General features: G+C 61.1%; 18 protein-coding genes. 8 read left to right on the top strand and 10 right to left on the bottom strand.

Going from position 1 to position 19,957, the window contains the following annotated elements:
- Positions 1-64: 64 nt before the first annotated feature.
- The 7 genes from tkt to M2401_RS06705 form a co-directional block, all read right to left on the bottom strand.
- Complete coding sequence (gene tkt / locus M2401_RS06735) at positions 65-2,140, bottom strand: transketolase (RefSeq protein WP_259100920.1); 2,076 nt, start codon at positions 2,138-2,140, stop codon at positions 65-67.
- Positions 2,141-2,364: 224 nt separating this feature from the next.
- Entirely contained in the window at positions 2,365-3,465 is a 1,101-nt protein-coding gene (locus M2401_RS06730; RefSeq protein WP_259100919.1) for a polyamine ABC transporter substrate-binding protein, read from the bottom strand.
- Positions 3,466-3,492: 27 nt separating this feature from the next.
- A complete protein-coding gene (locus M2401_RS06725) occupies positions 3,493-4,524 on the bottom strand; it encodes a histone deacetylase family protein (protein ID WP_259100918.1) in 1,032 nt (343 codons plus the stop codon).
- Between the two features lie 144 nt (positions 4,525-4,668).
- Positions 4,669-5,661 (bottom strand): AraC family transcriptional regulator, encoded by a 993-nt coding sequence (locus tag M2401_RS06720; RefSeq protein WP_259100917.1) that lies wholly within the window; start codon positions 5,659-5,661, stop codon positions 4,669-4,671.
- 299 nt (positions 5,662-5,960) lie between these two features.
- Complete coding sequence (locus M2401_RS06715; protein ID WP_259100915.1) at positions 5,961-6,956, bottom strand: asparaginase; 996 nt, start codon at positions 6,954-6,956, stop codon at positions 5,961-5,963.
- 155 nt (positions 6,957-7,111) lie between these two features.
- A complete protein-coding gene (locus M2401_RS06710; protein ID WP_259100913.1) occupies positions 7,112-7,855 on the bottom strand; it encodes an aspartate/glutamate racemase family protein in 744 nt (247 codons plus the stop codon).
- Positions 7,830-9,287 (bottom strand): sodium:alanine symporter family protein, encoded by a 1,458-nt coding sequence (locus M2401_RS06705; RefSeq protein WP_259100911.1) that lies wholly within the window; start codon positions 9,285-9,287, stop codon positions 7,830-7,832. The genes M2401_RS06710 and M2401_RS06705 overlap by 26 nt, the downstream gene beginning before the upstream one ends.
- 189 nt (positions 9,288-9,476) lie before the next feature.
- Here M2401_RS06705 and M2401_RS06700 point away from each other — a divergent pair, with 189 nt between their 5' ends.
- A complete protein-coding gene (locus M2401_RS06700) occupies positions 9,477-10,289 on the top strand; it encodes a helix-turn-helix transcriptional regulator (RefSeq protein WP_259100909.1) in 813 nt (270 codons plus the stop codon).
- Positions 10,290-10,508: 219 nt separating this feature from the next.
- Here the strand turns inward: M2401_RS06700 and M2401_RS06695 are convergent, their stop codons facing one another.
- Entirely contained in the window at positions 10,509-11,933 is a 1,425-nt protein-coding gene (locus M2401_RS06695) for an aspartate ammonia-lyase (protein WP_259100907.1), read from the bottom strand.
- Between the two features lie 323 nt (positions 11,934-12,256).
- On the opposite strand from M2401_RS06695, the gene M2401_RS06690 reads away from it, so the two are divergent.
- From M2401_RS06690 to M2401_RS06665, 6 genes are all read left to right on the top strand, one after another.
- Entirely contained in the window at positions 12,257-13,156 is a 900-nt protein-coding gene (locus M2401_RS06690; RefSeq protein ID WP_259100906.1) for a LysR substrate-binding domain-containing protein, read from the top strand.
- Between the two features lie 158 nt (positions 13,157-13,314).
- Positions 13,315-13,872, top strand: coding sequence for a zinc-dependent metalloprotease (locus tag M2401_RS06685; RefSeq protein ID WP_259100905.1), 558 nt, complete (start codon positions 13,315-13,317; stop codon positions 13,870-13,872).
- Between the two features lie 213 nt (positions 13,873-14,085).
- Positions 14,086-14,577 (top strand): 5-(carboxyamino)imidazole ribonucleotide mutase, encoded by a 492-nt coding sequence (gene purE / locus M2401_RS06680; RefSeq protein ID WP_259100904.1) that lies wholly within the window; start codon positions 14,086-14,088, stop codon positions 14,575-14,577.
- Between the two features lie 9 nt (positions 14,578-14,586).
- On the top strand, positions 14,587-15,669 hold the full coding sequence (locus M2401_RS06675; RefSeq protein ID WP_259100903.1) for a 5-(carboxyamino)imidazole ribonucleotide synthase: 1,083 nt from the start codon (positions 14,587-14,589) through the stop codon (positions 15,667-15,669).
- 179 nt (positions 15,670-15,848) lie between these two features.
- On the top strand, positions 15,849-16,094 hold the full coding sequence (locus tag M2401_RS06670) for a GlsB/YeaQ/YmgE family stress response membrane protein (RefSeq protein WP_259100902.1): 246 nt from the start codon (positions 15,849-15,851) through the stop codon (positions 16,092-16,094).
- Between the two features lie 84 nt (positions 16,095-16,178).
- Positions 16,179-16,712, top strand: coding sequence for a DUF3299 domain-containing protein (locus M2401_RS06665; RefSeq protein ID WP_259100901.1), 534 nt, complete (start codon positions 16,179-16,181; stop codon positions 16,710-16,712).
- A 10-nt stretch (positions 16,713-16,722) separates the two neighbouring features.
- Here the strand turns inward: M2401_RS06665 and M2401_RS06660 are convergent, their stop codons facing one another.
- Together M2401_RS06660 and M2401_RS06655 are read right to left on the bottom strand one after the other, a co-directional pair.
- A complete protein-coding gene (locus M2401_RS06660; RefSeq protein WP_259100900.1) occupies positions 16,723-17,631 on the bottom strand; it encodes a D-hexose-6-phosphate mutarotase in 909 nt (302 codons plus the stop codon).
- Between the two features lie 18 nt (positions 17,632-17,649).
- Positions 17,650-18,051, bottom strand: coding sequence for an acyl-CoA thioesterase (locus tag M2401_RS06655; RefSeq protein ID WP_259100899.1), 402 nt, complete (start codon positions 18,049-18,051; stop codon positions 17,650-17,652).
- 480 nt (positions 18,052-18,531) lie between these two features.
- On the opposite strand from M2401_RS06655, the gene M2401_RS06650 reads away from it, so the two are divergent.
- Entirely contained in the window at positions 18,532-19,818 is a 1,287-nt protein-coding gene (locus M2401_RS06650; protein ID WP_259101667.1) for an MFS transporter, read from the top strand.
- Positions 19,819-19,957: the final 139 nt, after the last annotated feature.

Below are 19,957 nucleotides of genomic sequence, written 5' to 3'. Positions count from 1 at the left end.
TTCTACATGAACCACCGCTTTCGCAGCCTGCGGCAGCTCTTACAGGCGTGTGCTTACCATGAGATCAGAGCGCCAACTGTGCCTTAGCTACCTTCACAATGTTCTCCACGGTAAAGCCAAATTTGGCCTGCAGCTTATCGATGGGCGCCGAGGCACCGAAGGTGTTCATCACCACTTTGGCTCCGGTGTTGCCGACATAGCGATCCCAGCCCAGCGGTCCGGCCTGTTCCACAGCGACCCGTGCGGTCACGGCAGGTGGGAAAACGCTGTCGCGGTAGGCCTGGTCCTGTTGCTCGAACAGTTCCCAACTCGGCATCGACACCACGCGCGCAGCGATACCTTCGGCCTTGAGCTGCTCGTAGGCCTGCACCGTCATGCCGACTTCGCTGCCGGTAGCGATGAGGATCACCGCCGGTTCGCCTGCTTTCGCGTCGGCCAACACGTAAGCGCCTTTTGCCAGCCCTTGTGCCGCGGCGTATTGCTTGCGGTCCAGGGTTGGCATGGGTTGGCGCGAAAGGATGATGCACGACGGCCGATTGGTCTGGGCCAGGGCCACTTTCCACGCCTGAGCGGTTTCATTGGCATCGCCTGGGCGCAGGGTCAGCAGGCCGGGTGTCGAGCGCAGTTGTGTCAGTTGTTCGATGGGCTGGTGGGTCGGGCCGTCTTCGCCGACGCCGATGGAGTCGTGGGTGAAGACGAAGATCACCGGTAATTCCATGATCGACGCGAGGCGGATCGGCGGCTTCATATAGTCGCTGAACACCAGAAAGGTCGAGGCATAGGGCCGCACGTAGCACAGCGCCATGCCGTTGGCGATGGAGCCCATGGCGTGTTCGCGGATGCCGAAGTGCAGGTTGCGGCCGCTGTAGTTATCGGCGGCAAAACTGCCCGCGCCGTCGAAGGTCAGGTTGGTTTTGGTGGACGGCGACAAGTCCGCCGAACCGCCCAGCAGCCACGGGATTTGCTCGGCGAAGGCATTCAGCACCTTGCCGCCGGAAGCACGGGTGGCGAGGCCCTTGGGGTCGGCTTCGAAGGACTGCATCGAATCCTGCCATTGCTCCGGCATTTCCCCGGCACGCATACGGCGCAATTCGTCGGCCAGCTTCGGTTCGCTGCTTTCAAGCGCCTTCAGGGTTTGCTGCCAGCTGTCGTAGGCCTCGCTGTTGCGTTGCAGCAGGCTGTCGCGCAGGCAGGTGCGGGCATCGTCGGGCACCAGGAAACTAGAGTTTTCGTCCCAGCCATAGAATTGCTTGGTCAGCTTGATTTCATCTTCGCCCAAGGGTTCGCCGTGGGCGGCGGAGGTGTTGTGCTTATGGGGCGAGCCATAGCCGATCACGCTGTCGACCACGATCAGGGTCGGCGCGTCATTAGTGTGCTTGAACACCTCGATGGCCTTGGCCAGAGCCTCGGTGTCGTTGGCGTCGGCCACATGCAGGGTGTTCCAGCCGTAGCCCTCGAAACGGGTCTGTACGTCTTCGCTGAAGGCCAGGTTGGTGTGGCCTTCGATGCTGATGGTGTTGTTGTCGTAGATCCAGCACAGGTTGGCCAGCTTGAGGTGCCCGGCAATCGAGGCCGCCTCGCTGGTGACCCCTTCCATCATGTCGCCATCACCGCAGAGCACGTAGACGTTGTAGTCGAACAGCGTGCGCTGCGGGCCGTTGAAGCGCTCACCCAGCCAGCGTTCGGCCATGGCCATGCCGACACTGTTGGCGCAGCCCTGGCCCAGCGGCCCGGTGGTGGTTTCCACGCCCGTGGTCATGCGGTATTCCGGGTGACCGGGCGTCTTGGAGTCCAGTTGGCGGAACTGTTTGATGTCTTCCAGGGCGACCGCCGGCTTGCCCGAAGGCTTGCCGTGCTCGTCGATCTCGACCACGCCGGCCAGGTGCAGCAGCGAATACAGCAGCATCGAGGCATGCCCGACCGACAGGACAAAACGGTCGCGGTTAGGCCAGTCCGGGTGCTCGGGGTGATAGCGCAGGAAGCGGTTCCACAGCGTATAACCCACCGGAGCCAGGGCCATAGGCGTGCCGGGATGACCGGAATTGGCCTTCTGCACGGCATCCATGGCCAGGGTGCGGATGGTGTTGATGCAAAGTTGGTCGCGTGCGCTGTGCTGTTCGATGGAAGAAGACGAACCCATTGAATTAACCCTCGGTGGCGTGGCGGTGAGCATCCAGATAAGAGTTGAGCACAGGCAGACGGGGTTGGTTCCGGGGAAATAGTCGCTGAGTTTCTGATGAGACCAAATCTGTGGGAGCGCGGCTTGCCCGCGAAGAGGCCCGTACAGCCTCCAGATTCTTTGAACCTTAAAGATCGCCTTCGCGGGCAAGCCGCGCTCCCACAGTATCTATGCTTGCCTTTTAATCAGGTCCCCGACTTGATCTTGGTCCACGCCCGGGTCCGTGCGCGCTCGGCGTCGTGGGGCAGGGGTTGCAGGGTGTAGAGGGTTTTCATCGCTTCTTCGGTGGGGTACAGGTTGGGGTTGCTGCGGATCGCCGGGTCGACCAGGTCGGTGGCGTCCTTGTTCGGGTTGGGGTAGCCGACGAAGTCACTGATCGGTGCGATCACCTTGGGTTGCAGCAGGTAGTTGATAAAGGCGTGGGCGTCTTCGGTGTTTTTGGCGCCTTTGGGGATGGCGAGCATGTCGAACCAGATCGGTGCGCCTTCCTTGGGCAGGCGCATGTCCACGACTACGCCGTTCTTGGCTTCCTTGGCGCGGTTGGCGGCCTGGGAGAAGCTGCCGGAGTAACCGACGGCCACGCAGATGTCACCGTTGGCGATATCGGCCATGTACTTGGACGAGTGGAAGTAGCTGATGTACGGCCGGATCTTCAGCATCAGCGCTTCAGCCTTGGCGTAGTCCGCTGGCTTGGTGCTGTTGGGTGGCAGGCCCAGGTGCTGCAAGGCCAGGGGCATGATTTCCGAAGGCGAGTCGAGCAGGGCGACGCCGCACTGCTTGAGCTTGCTGATGTTCTCTTCCTTGAAGATCAGGTCCCAACTGTCCACCGGTGCCTTGTCACCCAGCACCGCCTTGACCTTTTCCGGGTTGAAGCCGATCAGGATGGTGCCGTACATGTAGGGCACGGCGTATTTGTTGCCCGGATCGTTGGCCTCCAACAGCTTCATCAGCTTGGGGTCCAGGTGCGAGTAGTTGCTCAGCTTGCTGCGATCCAGGGGCTGGAACACCCCGGCTTCGATCTGCTTGGCCAGGAACACGTTGGACGGCACCACCACGTCATAGCCGGAGTTGCCGGTCAGCAGCTTGGCTTCCAGCGCTTCGTTGGTGTCGAAGATGTCGTAGATCAGGTTGACCTTGGCGTCTTGCTTGAAGTCCACCAGGGTTTGCGGGGTGATGTAGTCGAACCAGTTGTAGACGCGCAGCGTGCGCTGTTCATCGGCCTGGGTCGCGGCGCAGAACAGCGAGGCGCAGAGTACGGGAGCCATAAGACGCTTGAATGGATTCATCGTGTTCGCTCTTGTAATAAGGTCGGATCAGACGGTTTCGAAGCCTTCCAGCACATTCACGGCATTGATGCCGATTTCCTCGACGGCATAGCCGCCTTCCATCACGAACAGCGTCGGTTTGCCGAGCCGGGCAATGCGTGCGCCCATGCTCAGGTAATCGGGGCTGTCCAGTTTGAACTGGGAGATGGGGTCGTCCTTGAACGTATCGACACCCAGGGAAACCAGCACCACGTCCGGGTCGTAGGCCTGGATCTGTGCGCAGGCCTGTTCCAGCGCCTGGCTCCAGGCGGCCCAATCACTGCCTGCAGGCAATGGATAGTTGAAGTTGTAGCCCGTGCCCGGACCTTCACCGAGTTCGTCGGCGTAACCGAGGAAGAACGGGAATTCGATGGCAGGGTCGCCGTGGATCGAGGTGAACAGCACGTCGCTGCGCTCGTAGAAGATCGACTGCGTACCGTTGCCGTGGTGGTAATCGACGTCGAGGATCGCCACTTTCTTACGGCCCTGATCGAGGAAAGCCTGGGCGGCGATGGCGATGTTATTCAGGTAGCAGTAACCACCCATCAAATCGCCAGCCGCGTGATGGCCCGGTGGACGGCACAGGGCGAAGGCGCTGGGCAGGCCGTCCTGTTGAATCGCATTTTGCGCGGTCAGGGCGACCTGTGCGGCGCTGTAGGCGGCCTGCCAAGTACCCGCAGTGATCGGTGCCCCGGCGTCGAAACTGTAGTAGCCGAACTCGCCGTGCAAACTGGTGGGTTTGATTGAGCGCAGGGTGCGGGCCGGCCAGGTGAAGGGCAGCAGATCGCCCTCGCTGCCCGTGGCGGCCCAGCGCTGCCAGGCGCCCTTGAAGAACTCCAGGTAGTCGGCGCTGTGCACCCGTTGTACAGGGGCCAAGCCGAAGTCATCAGGCGCCAGCACCGGGCCGAGATTGCGCGCCTTGACCCGCTGCAGCACATGGTCGGCGCGGGACGGCATCTCGAAGCAGGGCTTGAGTTGCCCGTCGATGAGCTCGCAGCGGCCATGGTGCAGGCGATGATCGTCCGAATAGATCGTCAGCATTTGTTGTTTTCCTCTTGGCTGTCGGTGTTCCATTTTTGGCGTGCAAGGACGCTGGCGGGAACGACGGGAACGGCCAAAAGGGGATTTTTTCGGCCATAAAGACTGGCCGCATATCGCCTCTTAATGAGGCATCCATGCCCCGTTTCAGGGCCTGAACTGGCTCGGCGCCACGCCGCTCCAGCGGCTGAAGGCATGACGAAAGCTCGCGGTCTCGCTGAAGCCCAGCTCTTCGGCGATGCGGTAGATGGGCAGTTCGTCCTCTTGCAACATCTGCTTGGCGCGCTCGAAACGCAGCTCGTCGAGCAGTTCCTGATAGCTGCTGCCGTTGGCCTGCAGATGCCTGCGCAGGGTGCGTTCGGAGCAATTCATTTGCGTGGCCAGGGCGCCGAGACCGGGGGCTGAGTGCAACTGACTGGCGATCAACTGACGGATACGCCCTAGCCAGGCCTGACGCCCGGTGAACTCGATGTTCTGCCGACGGCAGCGCTCATGCATGTCGCGATGGGTGATGCGGTCGGCCAGTGGCAGGGGTTGGTCGAGCCAGTGGCGGGAAAAGGCAAAGGCGTTGTCGGCCTGCTCGAATTGCACGGCACAGGGGAAGTTTTCGGCGTAGCGCTGTCGGTAGTCCGGGGCCGGATAAGCGAAGCGCGCGCCGAGCAGGGGCAGGGCGTGGCCGAGCAGGTCGTCGCAGATGACTTTCAGGGAGGTCATGCACAGTTCGCTGTTGAAGGCGGTCAGGGCTTCGTTGTCGCGGTAGTCGCTGGCGCTGAGCCAGATCTTGTCGCCATCTTCGATCAGACACAGTTCGAACAGGGTGCCGAGCAGCGCCGGGTAGGTCAGGGCCAGGCGCAGGGCGTCACCGAAAGTGGCACTGGTCAGCAGGGCGTAACCGAGAATCCCGTAGGACGACACATGCATGCGCCGCCCAAGATCCAGGCCGATGTCCCGGCGCAGGGCCACTGCGTTGGCGCAGACCTGCATTTCCTGATGGGTGGCGATGCGGATATCGGCCCGGTCCAGCTCGGCCAGGCTGATGCCGCTGCCTTCAAGCAGGGCTTCGCGGGGTCGGCCTTCGGCGGCGAAGGTTTCCAGGACCAGGGAGACGGCGTTGAGGGTGGTCAGGTGGGAGTGCAGCATGGGGGTTATCCGGCGCGATTGGCCGGATAGGGGGAGCAAATCTTGTGCCGGGGAAACCGGGTGGTTCTACCGGGTCAAATTCTGTAGCGGTGAATTCTATGGGGACGGATTCAGTGGGAGCGAATTTATTCGCGAAAGCGTTGTTCCAGACGCTGAAGGTGCGTCGAATGTACCGGCCTCTTCGCGAATGAATTCGCTCCCACACGGTTTGCCACCTGCCCCGCTTAGTGTTTACTGCGTCACAGCGCGGCGTCGTAGACAGGGCTGGATCTCCCACATAGATAGCAATAAAACGAAATTCAGCGCAGTTCGCCGCACAGATCCAGCTCAACCAACCGCCGGACTTCTTCGGTCGGCAAGCCTGCGCCCAACAACGCATGCAGTTTGCCGAACGCTGCTTCGCGTGTCATGCCGCCACCGGACAGTACGCCGACGCCACGCAGGCGGCTGCCAGCTTCGTAGACGTCCAGTTCGACGCCGCCTTCATGGCATTGGGTGATGGCGACCACCGCCAGCCCCTTGTCCTGCGCGCGCTTGAGGCTGGCGAGGAAGTCCGGGTTGTCGCTGGGGCCGGTGCCGCTGCCGAAGCATTCGAGGATCAGCGCGTGGATGCCGCTGTCGATCAGGCCATCGACTTGTGCCGCAGCGATGCCCGGCACCAGTGGCAGTACGCCGACACTGGCCAGGCATTTCGGTTGGCGATAGTCCAGCGCTGCCGGGCGGGCATTGACCGGTTGGCCATTGCGCGAGCGTTGCAGCGCGGCGAAGGGGTGACGGCCGAAGCTGCGGATTTTCGCGCAACGGGTCGGCGCCAGCAGTTCGCCATGGAAATACAGATGCACACCCGAGGCCAGGCCTTTGCTCAGGGCCAGCAGCGAGCCGTTGACGTTTTCCCAGGCATCGCTGTCCGCCACACCGGCAGGCAGCATGGAGCCGGTGAACAGCACCGGCGCGCTCAGCCCCAGCAACTGGAAGCTCATGGCGGCCGCGCTGTAGGCCAGGGTGTCGGTGCCATGCAGGATCAGTACGGCATCGCAACCTGCATCCACGGCTTCGATCACCGCTTCACGCAGGCGCTGCCAGTAGGTGGGGGTCATGTTGGCGCTGTCGATCAGTGGCGCCATTTCGCGAAAGCGCCACTGTGGCACGATCAGCTCAGGCTGCGCGGCCAGTTGCTCGGCCATGCGCGCCTCGAAACCCGAGGCCGGGGCCAGGCCATTGGCACTGGCCTGCATGCCGATGGTGCCGCCGGTATAGAGCACCATGACCTGGCGGGCGGGTGTGACTGGGTTCATGGGTGTCTCCTGGAAAGTTGAGCGATAAGCCTCGGCCCTGTGGGAGCGAGCGGGCGGCGTTCCGACTTGCCCGCGAATACGGTCTTTCGATCTCTAAATATGTGTCGGATGTACCGGCCTCTCGCGGGCAAGCCTCGCTCCCACGGTCCAGCTCGTCATATACACCGATCCAACATCGCCTCGGCCACCAGTTGGGTGACATCCACCAGCGTCTTGTCGGTCACGATATCGGCCACCAGCGGCAGTTCCGTACAGGCCAGCAGCACTGTAGCGGATTCGATGGAGGCCAGCAGTTCGGCGAAACGCGAGCGCACGCCCGGATCCGCCGCGCCGAATACCTTGATGTCGTAGATCAACTGATGCAACGGCTCACCCTGCACAACGGGCTCGAACTCGACCGCTTCGCGCAAGTCGCTGTAGGGCGACCATTCGCCCAGTTCTGCCACCGGGCGGGCGCCGAGCAGGCAGACACGCTCCACCCCACTGCGTTGCAGATATTCGTGCAGCACATCGCGGAAGGAGATGAATTCACTGTGCAGCGGCAGATCGCGAATGCGTCCGGCAAACAGGTTGAGGGTGTTGCAGGCAATGCTGAAGGCGGCGACCTGGCCGTCCAGCGCGAGAATGTCGGCGTGCAGGGCACGCCAGACGGTCTCGGCGGTTTTTTCCAGCTCCATCGACAGACCCAGTTCAGGGTCTGAAACGATGGTCACTGCCGGGGCGTCGATATCACCGCGAAACGCCGGGCCGAGGCGCCGGCGGTTCTCTTGCAGCAGCTTGGCCCACATATCCATACCGGCTTCGGGGCCGGAGCCGGTGATGATGCCCAGCCTTGGCCGTGCGACATAGTCGCAACGGCTCAGGTCAGTGGACTCAGCGTTGGGTTTGCGCGGCGCCATGAGGCTGCGACTCGGGCTGAGTGGTCGGAGCGGGTGCGCTCGGGTTGGCAGGCCAGGCTTTCAGGTCGATATCCAGGTCGGCGAACTTGCTGGAGTCGAACACCGGCGTCTTGATCCCGGCTTTGCGCTGGTCATCGTAGTCACGCAGGATGCGCATGCCGACCTTGAACAGCAGCGCCAGGGCGATCAGGTTGACGAACGCCAGCAAGGTCATGGTGATGTCGGCGAAGGCGAACACGGTGCTCAGGTTCTCGACCGCACCCCAGAGGATCAGGGCCAGTACCAGTGCGCGGTAGCCGATCAGCGCCTTGCGGTTTTCACCGAGGATAAAGCGCAGGCTGTTTTCGCCCAGATAGTAGTTGTAGAGGATCGAGGTGAACACGAACAGGGCCAGGGCCACACTGATGAACATCCGGCCCCATTCACCGACCACGGCGGCCAGGGAGTTCTGGGTCAGGGCAATGCCGTCGCCTTCGAAACCGGGGGTGTAGAAGCCCGACAGCAGGATCAGCAGGGCAGTACAGGTGCAGATCACGAAGGTATCGAGGAACACGCTGAACGCCTGGACCACGCCCTGTGCAACCGGGTGTTCGACCTGTGCGACGGCGGCCACGTTGGGCGCACTGCCCAGGCCTGCTTCGTTGGCGAATACGCCGCGCTTCACACCCATGACGATGGCGCTGCCGATCAGGCCGCCGAACGCCTGGTCAAGGCCGAAGGCGCTCTTGACGATGGTCGCCAGCATGGCCGGAACATGGTCGAACTGCAGGACGATCACGTAGATGGTCACGGCGATGTAGATCAGGGTCTTGACCGGCACCAGCAGGTCGGCGACTGCCGCGATGCGCTTGATCCCGCCGATGAACACCAGGCCCAGCAGCACGGCCAGGCCGATACCGCTGTAGGTCGCGTCGATGCCGAAGGCGTTGTTCAGCGAGTGGGTCACGGCGTGGGATTGCAGGCCGTTGAAGGCGAAACCGAAGGTCACCAACAGCAGGACCGCCATGACCATGCCCCAGCCGCGATGGCCCAGGCCATGCTGGATGTAGTAGGACGGGCCGCCACGGAACTGCCCTTCGGAGTCGCAGCGCTTGTAGAGCTGGCCCAGGGAGCATTCGAAGAAGCTGCTGGACATGCCGACCAGAGCGGTCACCCACATCCAGAATACGGCGCCAGGGCCACCCAGGGTCACGGCGATGCCGACACCGGCAATGTTGCCTGCACCGACGCGACCGGCAAGGCTGAGCATCAGGGCCTGGAACGAGCTGAGCTGGCCGGAGCTGCTGCGCAGGCTGTCACGGAATACCGCGAACATATGGAAGAAGTGGCGCAATTGCACGAAGCGCGAGCGGATGGTGAAGTAACTGCCGAGCCCTACAATGAGCACGATCAGTACTTTTCCGGAGAGGAAGTCGTTGATGACTTCGAGCATGGATGATTCCTCGCTGTTTTTCTTTTTTGGGCGAATGTGAACGGTTCGAGACGTTGCGCCACGACCCCGTTTTCCAGGGTGCAAATGGTTGGCGATCGCCGCGATCAGAGCAATTTCGCTGGTTGAGTGAAAGTGATGCGTGTTGATGCTATCTTCGCGTCTTCTAGCGCCATTCCGACGAGCTGTGCCATGCGTGAATACTTCCCCGCCAATTTGCAGTTGCTGTGTCGTCATTACCGCTCCATTGCCGAGGTCTGTCGCCAGCTGGGTATCAACCGCGCCCAGTTCAACAAATACCTCAGCGGGCAAAGCCTGCCGACGCCCTATAACCTCAAGCGTATCTGCGACTTCTTTGGCGTAGAGGAGTACGAGATCGGCCTGCCGACCGAGCAGTTCGCCCGGTTGATCGGCGCCAAGGCCAAGCCGAGCAGCGATGCCGCAGAGATGAGTGCGCCGCAGCAGATGCTCGAGCACCTGCGCCAACGCTCTTCCAACGAGTTACAGGTGCATGTGGGCTACTACCACGAGTACTACCACTCGATGTCGATGCCCGGTCATATCCTGTGTTCGCTGGTCCACCTGCGCGAAGAGGGCGGGCACTATACCTATGAGCGCACCGAACGTCTGCAAACTCGCGCCGCTCGCGGTGAGGACTACGAGCGCTATCGCTACTTGGGCGTGGCCTATTACCTGCAAAACCGTCTGTTTTTTGTTGATTACGAGTCGCTGACCTCCAATGAAATCTGTCAGACCGTTTTGATTCCCAGCTACAAGAGCCGCATCACCCGGCTCAATGGCCTGAAGATCGGCGTGTCCTCGGCCGATCACCGTGCGCCGGCCTGTTCCCGGGTGGTCTGGGAGTTTCTCGGCACCCAGATCAACCGCGTCAGCGCCTACCGCAAGGTGCGCCTGTACCTGCCGGATGATCCGGAGCTCGATGACGATCTGCGCGAGCGTCTGGCCCAGACGCAGATGGTTGATGGGTTGTTTCAGATTGCCTGAGCAGGAACAGCTTCTCTTCCGTTGGAGCGAGGCTTGCCCGCGAACCGAACAACGCGGTAATTCAGGCACTCCGCGCGGAGGCCTTCGCGGGCAAGCCTTGCTCCAACGTACACGGCGTCCATCACTGCATAAAAAAAGGGCCGGGAGCATGCGCTCCTGGCCCTCGAAAAGGTGAGAGGTGTCTAGTCCCTCAGCCTGGTGAGTCGTTTGCTGCGTCGGTCAGGCCTTGAGGGGCACCAGACGCGGGGCGATCATGTTTTCCGGGCGCAGGATGTCGGCGAGCATGGCGTCGTCCAGCAGGCCTTCTTCGCGCACCAGCTCCAGTACGCCACGGCCACTTTCCAGGGCGATGCGGGCGATACGGGTGGCGTTTTCATAGCCGATATACGGGTTCAGCGCGGTGACCAGGCCGATGGAGTGTTCGACCAGCTCGCGGCAACGATCTTCGTTGGCGGTGATGCCGACGATGCAGTGCTCGCGCAGCATGTCCATGGCGCGTTGCAGCAGGCGGATCGAGTCGAAGATCTTGTAGGCGATCAACGGCTCCATCACGTTCAGTTGCAGTTGGCCGCCTTCGGCCGCCATGGTCAGGGCCAGGTCGTTACCGATGATTTCGAACGCTACCTGGTTGACCGCTTCCGGGATAACCGGGTTGACCTTGCCGGGCATGATCGAGCTGCCGGGCTGACGCGCTGGCAGGTTGATTTCATTGATGCCGGTACGTGGGCCGCTGGACAGCAGGCGCAGGTCGTTGCAGATCTTCGACAGCTTGACCGCAGTACGCTTGAGCATGCCGGAGAACAGTACGAAGGCGCCCATGTCGGAAGTGGCTTCGATCAAGTCAGCCGCCGGAACCAGTGGCTGACCGCTGATGACGGCCAGACGATCCACCGCCAGTTGCTGGTAGCCAGGGTCGGCGTTGATGCCGGTGCCGATGGCGGTGCCGCCCAGGTTGACTTCAGTCAGCAGCTCCGGCGCCAGGCTACGCAGGCGATTGAGGTCTTCGTTCAGGGTGGTGGCGAAGGCGTGGAATTCCTGGCCGAGGGTCATCGGCACGGCGTCTTGCAGCTGGGTACGACCCATTTTCAGGACGTGGTTGAATTCCAGGCTCTTGGCCGAGAACGCCTGAATCAGGCTGTCCAGGCTGGCCAGCAGGGCGTCGTGGCCGAGCAGCAGACCCAGGCGGATCGCGGTCGGATAGGCGTCGTTGGTGGACTGCGCCATGTTCACGTCGTTGTTCGGGTGCAGCTGTTTGTAATCGCCTTTTTCCAGGCCCATGGCTTCCAGGGCAATGTTGGCGATGACCTCGTTGGCATTCATGTTGGTCGACGTACCGGCGCCGCCCTGAATCATGTCGACGACGAACTGTTCGTGGAAGTCGCCACGGATCACACGGGCACAGGCTTCGCTGATGGCAGCGTGCTTGGTCGCGTTGAGGTGACCCAGCTGGTGGTTCGCGTCAGCCGCCGCCTGCTTGACCATGGCCAGGGCCACGACCAGTTTCGGGTAGTGCGAGATCGGCACACCGGAAAGATGGAAGTTATTCACTGCGCGCAGGGTCTGGATACCGTAATACGCATGGGAAGGTACTTCGAGAACACCGAGCAGGTCTTTTTCGATGCGCGATGATGCAGGCGAGGACATGATAGAGATAATCTCAGAATGGACACGGAAAGTGTCGGAACGCCGCTGATACTGGGCTTTGCGAGTAATATTGACCAATGCTGTTAAACGCTGCCCCATGCCGGAACGGCATAATGTTGGTGTGACGATCTGGTTGTAATGGGCGTATGCAGGTACCGTAACAAACCTGACACTTCATTCTTTCTATTGGGAGCGGACTGTGGGAGCGAATTCATTCGCGAAAGCGGTGTGTCAGGTGCCAATGATTTTGACATTGCTGGCCCCTTCGCGAATGAATTTGCTCCCACAGGGTTCGTACCTACAAGGTGAGCATCGAGGACACCATGAATCTGGAAAGCAAATGGCTGGAGGACTTCAGCGCCCTGGCCGCCACCCGCAGCTTTTCCCAGGCGGCGGAGCGGCGCTTCGTTACTCAGCCGGCCTTCAGCCGACGCATCCGCAGCCTGGAGGCGGCGCTGGGCCTGACCCTGGTCAATCGCTCGCGCACCCCTATCGAGCTGACGGCAGCGGGCCAGCTGTTTCTGGTGACAGCGCGCACAGTGGTCGAGCAACTGGGCGAAGTGCTCAGGCATTTGCATCATCTGGAAGGCGGCCAGGGGGAAGTCATTCAAGTAGCGGCGGCGCATTCCCTGGCGCTGGGTTTCTTCCCGCGCTGGATCGCCCAACTTCGTAATGATGGCCTGAACATCGCCACGCGCCTGGTGGCCACCAACGTCGGTGAAGCGGTGCATGCCCTGCGCGAAGGCGGCTGCGACCTGATGCTGGCGTTCTACGATCCGGATGCGGCCTTGCAGATGGATAGCGAGATTTTCCCGTCGCTGCACTTGGGCCACACCGAAATGCTGCCGGTCTGCGCGGCGGACGCCAATGGCCGACCGCTGTTCGATCTGGAAAACGATGCCAGCGTGCCCTTGCTGGCCTACAGCGCCGGTGCCTTTCTCGGGCGCTCGGTGAATCTGCTGCTGCGCCAGCGCAACCTGCGTTTTACCACTGTCTATGAAACCGCCATGGCCGACAGCCTCAAAGGCATGGCGCTGGAAGGGTTGGGGATTGCCTGGGTGCCGCGGCTGAGCATTTCGGCCGAACTGGCACGCGGTGAACTAGTGGTCTGCGGCGGCTTGCAGTGGCATGTGCCGCTGGAGATCCGCCTGTATCGCTGCGCCTTGGTGCGCAAGGCCAATGTGCGCCTGCTGTGGCGCAAGTTGGAGCAGGCCAGCGAGTGAATAAGGTGCGTGGTTTCCTACATATTCAAATGGAGGGGACTACATTTCTTGCTTCTGCGGTCCGGATGTTTTTGCCCGGACCGTCTTGTAGCTTTTGATTCGAGCAACCTGCCATGGTGGCGGGCGCGCAGAGTCAACCGTCTATAAGGAAATGAAACGTGGCAAGGAAGCCTGTGAAGCTGTTTGTTTTTTATCACGATGATGTCGATACCGGGACACGCCGGATCGTCCCGCGCAATTACCTGCAAAGCTGCGTTATAGAGCTGGAAAAAGTCTGCGACCGTGAGTTCGTCATTGAATATCTGAGTTCCGTTCCAGGGATGACCGATATCGATTACAAGGGCGGCGAAGAAATCGTGCTCAAAGACTGGATTCGTCGCGTCAGGGCGTTCGCGGGGCAGCGCGGATTGTCATTGGACCGGACTCATCGTTATTTGCTGGTGACCGGCGACAAGTTGAGCGAGTCGATTCTGGGGGTTACTTACGCAGGGCATTACGCGGTGATTGCGTCCCTGTATTCCTATCAGGTCATCGCCCATGAACTGGGTCACAGCTTCGGCGCGACCCACGAGGATGCCGAGTTGCAGTACAACGCGTTCGGGCTTGTCTGTGAAACCTATGTCTTCCCTGATCGGCAGGTATCCAGGGCCAACTGTTACCAGTACAGCCTCAAGAATCGCCAGAATATTGCTGCCTTTCTGGGAGCGGTGGACTGAGATCGCCCCCGTCTCATTGGGCTCGAGCGGACGCTGACGTTTCCCGCTGACTAATGGTCGCCAAAGGGGCTGTCTTCGCGCCGCTTTACGGTATACTGCGCGGCCTTTGGCCGGCTCGACCGGTCATTATTCGTACAGCAAGCCACGCCGGTCCTCCCGCGTGGCTTGTTTGTTTTTTGATGCGCCTGCGGGCGCCCGATGAGAGGCACGACGATGAGCGCACTGGTTGGCGTGATCATGGGCTCCAAGTCCGATTGGTCCACCCTTAGCCACACCGCCGATATGCTGGAAAAGCTCGGCATTCCGTACGAAGTCAAAGTGGTTTCGGCCCACCGTACGCCGGACCTGCTGTTCCAGTACGCCGAACAGGCCGAGGAACGCGGGATTGAGGTGATCATCGCCGGTGCCGGCGGTGCCGCTCACTTGCCGGGCATGTGCGCAGCCAAGACCCATTTGCCGGTGCTGGGTGTGCCAGTCCAGTCGTCGATGCTGTCGGGCGTCGATTCGCTGCTGTCCATCGTACAGATGCCAGCGGGCATTCCGGTTGCCACCCTGGCCATCGGCAAGGCCGGTGCGATCAACGCCGCGCTGCTGTCGGCCAGCATCCTGGGCGCCAAGCATCCGCAATTTCACGCCGTGCTGAAGAAATTCCGCACTGAGCAGACAGACAACGTCCTGGACAATCCAGACCCGCGCGACGCCTGAGGTTTTTCCATGAAGATCGGTGTAATCGGTGGCGGCCAGTTGGGTCGCATGTTGGCCCTGGCAGGTACGCCGCTGGGGATGAATTTCGCTTTTCTCGACCCCGCGCCGGACGCTTGCGCCGCTGCCCTGGGCGAGCATCTGCGTGCCGATTACGGCGATCAGGATCATCTGCGTCAGTTGGCCGATGAAGTCGATCTGGTGACCTTCGAATTCGAAAGCGTGCCAGCGGAAACCGTCGCCTTCCTTTCGCAGTTCGTGCCGGTCTATCCGAGCGCCGATGCCTTGCGTATCGCCCGTGACCGCTGGTTCGAGAAGAGCATGTTCAAGGACTTGGGCATTCCTACGCCGGAATTCGCCGATATCCAGTCCCAGGCCGACCTGGACGCTGCGGTCGCCCGCATCGGCCTGCCTGCGGTATTGAAAACCCGCACCCTCGGTTACGACGGCAAAGGCCAGAAAGTCCTGCGCACGGCCGCTGATGTGGTCGATACCTTCGCCGAACTGGGCAGTGTGCCTTGCCTGCTGGAAGGCTTCGTGCCGTTCACTGGCGAAGTGTCGCTGATCGCTGTACGTGCCCGCGATGGCGAGACCCGTTTCTACCCGTTGGTGCACAACACCCACGACAACGGCATTCTGCGCCTGTCCATCGCCAGCACCGATCACCCGTTGCAGGGCCTGGCCGAAGACTATGTCGGTCGTGTGCTGCAAAAGCTCGATTACGTTGGTGTGATGGCTTTCGAATTCTTTGAAGTCGACGGCGGCCTCAAGGCCAACGAAATCGCCCCGCGAGTACACAACTCCGGGCACTGGACCACCGAAGGCGCCGAGTGCAGCCAGTTCGAAAACCACTTGCGGGCGGTCGCGGGCCTGCCACTGGGCTCCACGGCCAAGGTCGGCGAGAGCGCCATGCTCAACTTTATCGGTGAAGTGCCTGCGGTGGAGAAGGTCATTGCCATTGACGACTGCCACCTGCATCACTACGGCAAGGCGTTCAAGGTTGGCCGCAAGGTGGGTCATGCCACCGTACGCAGCGCCGATCGCGCGACTCTGGATCGTCAGGTGAAGCTGGTTGAGGCGTTGATCAAGGGTTGAGCCTCGCTGATCATCTTCCGGTAGGACCTGCTTTAGCCGGGAGATCGCCCTCCCAACTGAAGCCGGTCCTATAGTAGGTGGCCCACCATTGAACCATTTTGTTCCCAAGCCCCTCTGATAGCGTGCAGCCATTGGCTGGCCAAGCTTGGGCTTGATCACATCTTTCAGAGGAACATCGCATGGGTATCATCGGAACCATTTTCATTGGCTTGATCGTTGGCCTGCTGGCGCGGTTCCTGAAACCGGGCGATGACAGCATGGGCTGGATCATGACTATCCTGCTGGGCATCGGCGGTTCGCTGGCGGCTACTTATGGCGGTCAGGCACTGGGTATCTATCAGGCAGGGCAGGGCGCGGGCTTTCTCGGCGCGCTGGTCGGCGCGATTATCCTGCTGGTCATCTACGGCATGATCAAAAAGAACTGATTCCCCTCATCTGGCGCTCTGCGTAGACCCGCGCAGGGCGTTAAGATAGCCGGCAATTTCAACTCCCCTTTTGCCGAGCTCCTCATGCGTCGTCTTCTCTTTGTTTCCCTGTTGCTGGTGTCCGGGCTGGTGCATGCCGAACTGCCGGAAACCGACTGGCTGGAACTGATGCCCAAGTCGGATCAGAAAGCCCTCGAAGCCATGCCCGAAATCGATCATAACTCGCCCGAGGCGCAGGGGCGCTTTGACAGCAAGGGTGGCTTGAAACAGGCCAAGGGCCTGCCTGCGGTGATGTACTCGACCAAGACCGTGGCGGCAATGGACGGCAAGAATATTCGTCTGGGCGGCTATCCGGTGCCGCTGGAGACTGATGCCAAGGGCCGTAGCACACTGTTCTTCCTTGTACCTTACCCTGGCGCCTGCATTCACGTACCGCCACCGCCGCCCAATCAGATGGTGCTGGTGCGCTATCCGAAAGGTTTGAAGCTGGACGATATCTATACACCGCTGTGGGTGGTCGGCACGCTGAAGGTCGAGAAAGTCAGCAATGATCTGGCCGATGCGGCCTATGCGCTGGATGCGGGCAAGGTCCGCGTCGTCACCGAGGCGGACCTTTAAGCACCGCCGCTTACAGCGATTCGGACCAGATACTCACGCCCATGACCTGCATGGCGCCCGGCTCGATGACCGCTACGTCTTCCAGCACGTTAGCGGTCTCGATGCAGACCATGCCCTGCCAGCCGTCGGCCGCCATGTCGCTGAAAGTGGCGGTCTTGGCGGTCCAGGGGTTCCAGATCACTGCCGACTGCGAGCCGGTGGCGCGAATGAAGATGCGCCGGTTCCAGGTCGGGTCGTTGATCGCCAGGTGCTCCGGCGTATCGAGGTAGATACGGTCGGTCTCGCCGGTAAACGTCAGCGCACCGGTCTGTTGACGTTCTTCTTCCCAGCTTTGCAGGGTGTCGAGGTAGTCGAGACCGTCGAGGCCTTCGACGCTGATCTCGCGCACATCGCTCACCGCGAAGTAGGTATGCAATGCCTGACTCAGAGTTACGGCTTGTTCGCCCGCGTTATAGCTGACCAGGCTGACGTGCAACGCCTGATCCATGCGGATGCTCAGCTTCAGCGCCACATTGTGCGGCCAGCCCGGTAGCTTGCCTTCAGCCTGGGGCGCAATGAAGTCGATCAGCAGGGCATCGCCGTCCAGGCCCATGCCCATCAATTCCCAGTTCAGCGCCCGTACTTCGCCATGGGCCTTGGCCGGTTCTTCGCTCTGGCGCATGGCCTGGACGCTGTCCGGGTTGCGCTCCAGGTTGCCGAACCAGGGCCAGCACACCGGCATGCCGCCGCGAATGGCCTTGCCCTGCTTGAATTCAGCGGCAGGGTTGGACCAGATCAATGGCTCATGGCCGTCGCGTTGGTAGCTGACGATGTGCGCGCCCTGTTGGGCAATCACCAGCTCGGCGTCGTCGTGGCGAATGCGCCAGGCGTTCAGTTCACCCAGCTGGATGGATTCGACTTCAGGTTGGGCTATGGACATGGAACCTTCTCTCTTTCTTTATCGACGGGCCGGGACCGAGCGGGTGCGACCGCTGCCATCGATGGCGACGAAGACGAAGACGGCTTCGGTCACTTTGCGCCATTCGCTGGACAGGGGGTCGTCGCTCCAGACTTCGACCATCATCTGGATCGAGCTGCGGCCGATTTCCAGGGTCTGGGTATAGAAGGACAGCTGCGCGCCTACTGCAACCGGGACCAGGAAGGCCATGCGGTCAATTGCAACGGTGGCCACGCGACCGCCGGCGACACGGCTGGCCATTGCGGTGCCAGCCAGGTCCATCTGGGATACCAGCCAGCCGCCGAAAATATCGCCGAAACCGTTGGTTTCACGGGGCAATGCGGTGATTTGCAGGGCAAGGTCGCCTTGCGGGATGGGATCTTCTTGTTCGAGCTCGATCATGCCTAGGGTGCCTCTGACCCATGACTCTTGGTGTTCTTGCTGCGGTTGAAAGGCGCCAGTCAATACGATTCATGTGAACGTGATGCGTTCACTACTGATGGCCGCGCTTAAGGGAGAAACTCTGCCAAGACGGCTCTGGAAGTGGCCTTGGCACAGCATCTACGGAAACAGGATTCGCTACGTTTTCACCCAACCCTGTCTAGCCCGGCGGTTGCCGAGTATATCGGGGCAGACGTCACAGGACGACTGTCGGGTAGGGTTTTCGGCCCATCGGCCGCTTATGCCTGTGTGCTTTTTGAAACAATTTGCTATCGTGCCGGACCTGTTCAAGGCTACAGCGCTTCTTTTGTACGCAATTTTGGTGCCGATACACCCATTGGCCGAAATAATCTTGCCCGCAAACCGTTCGGTTATCCCCGACGCTGCTGATGGCCAGCAAACTCAAAAGTGCCTCACAGAGAAACCATTTTCATGTCTTCCGTGCCTTCAAGTAACGCGCAGCAGTCGCGTCCATTGACCCGTAATGACTACAAGACGCTGTCGCTGTCCGCGCTGGGCGGCGCCCTTGAGTTCTACGACTTCATCATTTTCGTGTTCTTCGCGGCAGTGGTCGGCAAGCTGTTCTTCCCGGTGGATATGCCCGATTGGCTGCGCATGATGCAGACCTTCGGCATCTTCGCCGCCGGCTACCTGGCCCGTCCCCTGGGCGGCATTGTCATGGCGCACTTCGGCGACCTGCTGGGCCGCAAGAAAATGTTCACCCTGAGCATTTTCCTCATGGCCGTGCCGACGCTGATCATGGGCCTGCTGCCGACCTACGCGCAGATCGGCCTGTGGGCTCCGGTGTTGCTGCTGTTGATGCGCATCATCCAGGGCGCGGCCATCGGTGGCGAAGTGCCGGGCGCCTGGGTGTTCGTCTCCGAGCACGTTCCGGCGCGGCACATCGGCTACGCCTGCGGCACCCTGACCAGTGGCCTGACGGCGGGGATCCTCCTTGGTTCGCTGGTCGCGACCCTGATCAACAGCCTCTACAGCCCGGCCGAAGTATCGGACTACGCCTGGCGGATTCCTTTCCTGCTTGGCGGTGTGTTTGGCCTGCTGTCGGTTTACCTGCGCCGCTGGCTGCACGAGACCCCGGTATTCGCCGAACTGCAGCTGCGCAAGCAACTGGCTGAAGAAGTGCCGCTCAAGGCCGTGTTGCGTGACCATCGCGGTGCGGTGGTGCTCTCGATGCTGCTGACCTGGCTGCTGTCGGCGGGTGTGGTGGTGGTGATCCTGATGACCCCGACCCTGCTGCAGACGCCGGTATACGGCTTCTCGGCGGCCACGGCCCTCAAGGCCAACAGCCTGGCCATCGTGTTCCTGAGCCTGGGTTGCATCGGTGCCGGAGCCCTGGCGGACCGTTTCGGCGCCGGACGGGTGTTCCTGTTCGGTGGTCTGGGGCTGCTGCTCAGCTCCTGGACCTTCTATCACACCGTCGCAGCCAGCCCTGATCTGCTGTTCCCGCTGTATGCCGTGACCGGTCTGTTTGTCGGCACCATCGGTGCAGTGCCTTACGTGATGGTCAAGGCGTTCCCGCCGAAGGTGCGCTTCACCGGGCTGTCGTTCTCCTACAACCTGGCCTACGCGATTTTCGGCGGGCTGACGCCGATGGTAGTGACGCTGATGCTCAAGACCAGCCCTATGGGCCCTGCCTGGTATGTCGCGATTCTGTGCGGTATGGGTGTAGGAATCGGCCTGTATCTGCTGGCGAAAGAGCGTCGCTGACACATCGCGTTTCACTCTCGCTGCAAAATAAGGCCATCCAGCGCCCATCGTTGGATGGCCTTTCATTTAACTGTCACAAACTATTCATAGAGTGTTCATCCGGCAAACCAAGACCCGCGGCCGGACTATTCATTTTTGT

It is taken from the genome of Pseudomonas sp. JUb42, assembly GCF_024807945.1.
In the GTDB taxonomy this organism is placed as follows: Bacteria; Pseudomonadota; Gammaproteobacteria; order Pseudomonadales; family Pseudomonadaceae; genus Aquipseudomonas.
This window is presented reverse-complemented; position numbering and strand designations above follow the sequence as displayed.

What these genes read in the sequence shown, in the direction of transcription:
- M2401_RS06695 (WP_259100907.1), bottom strand. Translation starts at nt 11,933, where the DNA reads ATGTCCTCGCCTGCATCATCGCGCATCGAAAAAGACCTGCTCGGTGTT.
- M2401_RS06705 (WP_259100911.1), bottom strand. Translation starts at nt 9,287, where the DNA reads ATGCTCGAAGTCATCAACGACTTCCTCTCCGGAAAAGTACTGATCGTG.
- M2401_RS06675 (WP_259100903.1), top strand. Translation starts at nt 14,587, where the DNA reads ATGAAGATCGGTGTAATCGGTGGCGGCCAGTTGGGTCGCATGTTGGCC.
- tkt (WP_259100920.1), bottom strand. Translation starts at nt 2,140, where the DNA reads ATGGGTTCGTCTTCTTCCATCGAACAGCACAGCGCACGCGACCAACTT.
- M2401_RS06715 (WP_259100915.1), bottom strand. Translation starts at nt 6,956, where the DNA reads ATGAACCCAGTCACACCCGCCCGCCAGGTCATGGTGCTCTATACCGGC.
- purE (WP_259100904.1), top strand. Translation starts at nt 14,086, where the DNA reads ATGAGCGCACTGGTTGGCGTGATCATGGGCTCCAAGTCCGATTGGTCC.
- M2401_RS06670 (WP_259100902.1), top strand. Translation starts at nt 15,849, where the DNA reads ATGGGTATCATCGGAACCATTTTCATTGGCTTGATCGTTGGCCTGCTG.
- M2401_RS06710 (WP_259100913.1), bottom strand. Translation starts at nt 7,855, where the DNA reads ATGGCGCCGCGCAAACCCAACGCTGAGTCCACTGACCTGAGCCGTTGC.
- M2401_RS06655 (WP_259100899.1), bottom strand. Translation starts at nt 18,051, where the DNA reads ATGATCGAGCTCGAACAAGAAGATCCCATCCCGCAAGGCGACCTTGCC.
- M2401_RS06700 (WP_259100909.1), top strand. Translation starts at nt 9,477, where the DNA reads ATGCGTGAATACTTCCCCGCCAATTTGCAGTTGCTGTGTCGTCATTAC.
- M2401_RS06730 (WP_259100919.1), bottom strand. Translation starts at nt 3,465, where the DNA reads ATGAATCCATTCAAGCGTCTTATGGCTCCCGTACTCTGCGCCTCGCTG.
- M2401_RS06665 (WP_259100901.1), top strand. Translation starts at nt 16,179, where the DNA reads ATGCGTCGTCTTCTCTTTGTTTCCCTGTTGCTGGTGTCCGGGCTGGTG.
- M2401_RS06690 (WP_259100906.1), top strand. Translation starts at nt 12,257, where the DNA reads ATGAATCTGGAAAGCAAATGGCTGGAGGACTTCAGCGCCCTGGCCGCC.
- M2401_RS06720 (WP_259100917.1), bottom strand. Translation starts at nt 5,661, where the DNA reads ATGCTGCACTCCCACCTGACCACCCTCAACGCCGTCTCCCTGGTCCTG.
- M2401_RS06725 (WP_259100918.1), bottom strand. Translation starts at nt 4,524, where the DNA reads ATGCTGACGATCTATTCGGACGATCATCGCCTGCACCATGGCCGCTGC.
- M2401_RS06660 (WP_259100900.1), bottom strand. Translation starts at nt 17,631, where the DNA reads ATGTCCATAGCCCAACCTGAAGTCGAATCCATCCAGCTGGGTGAACTG.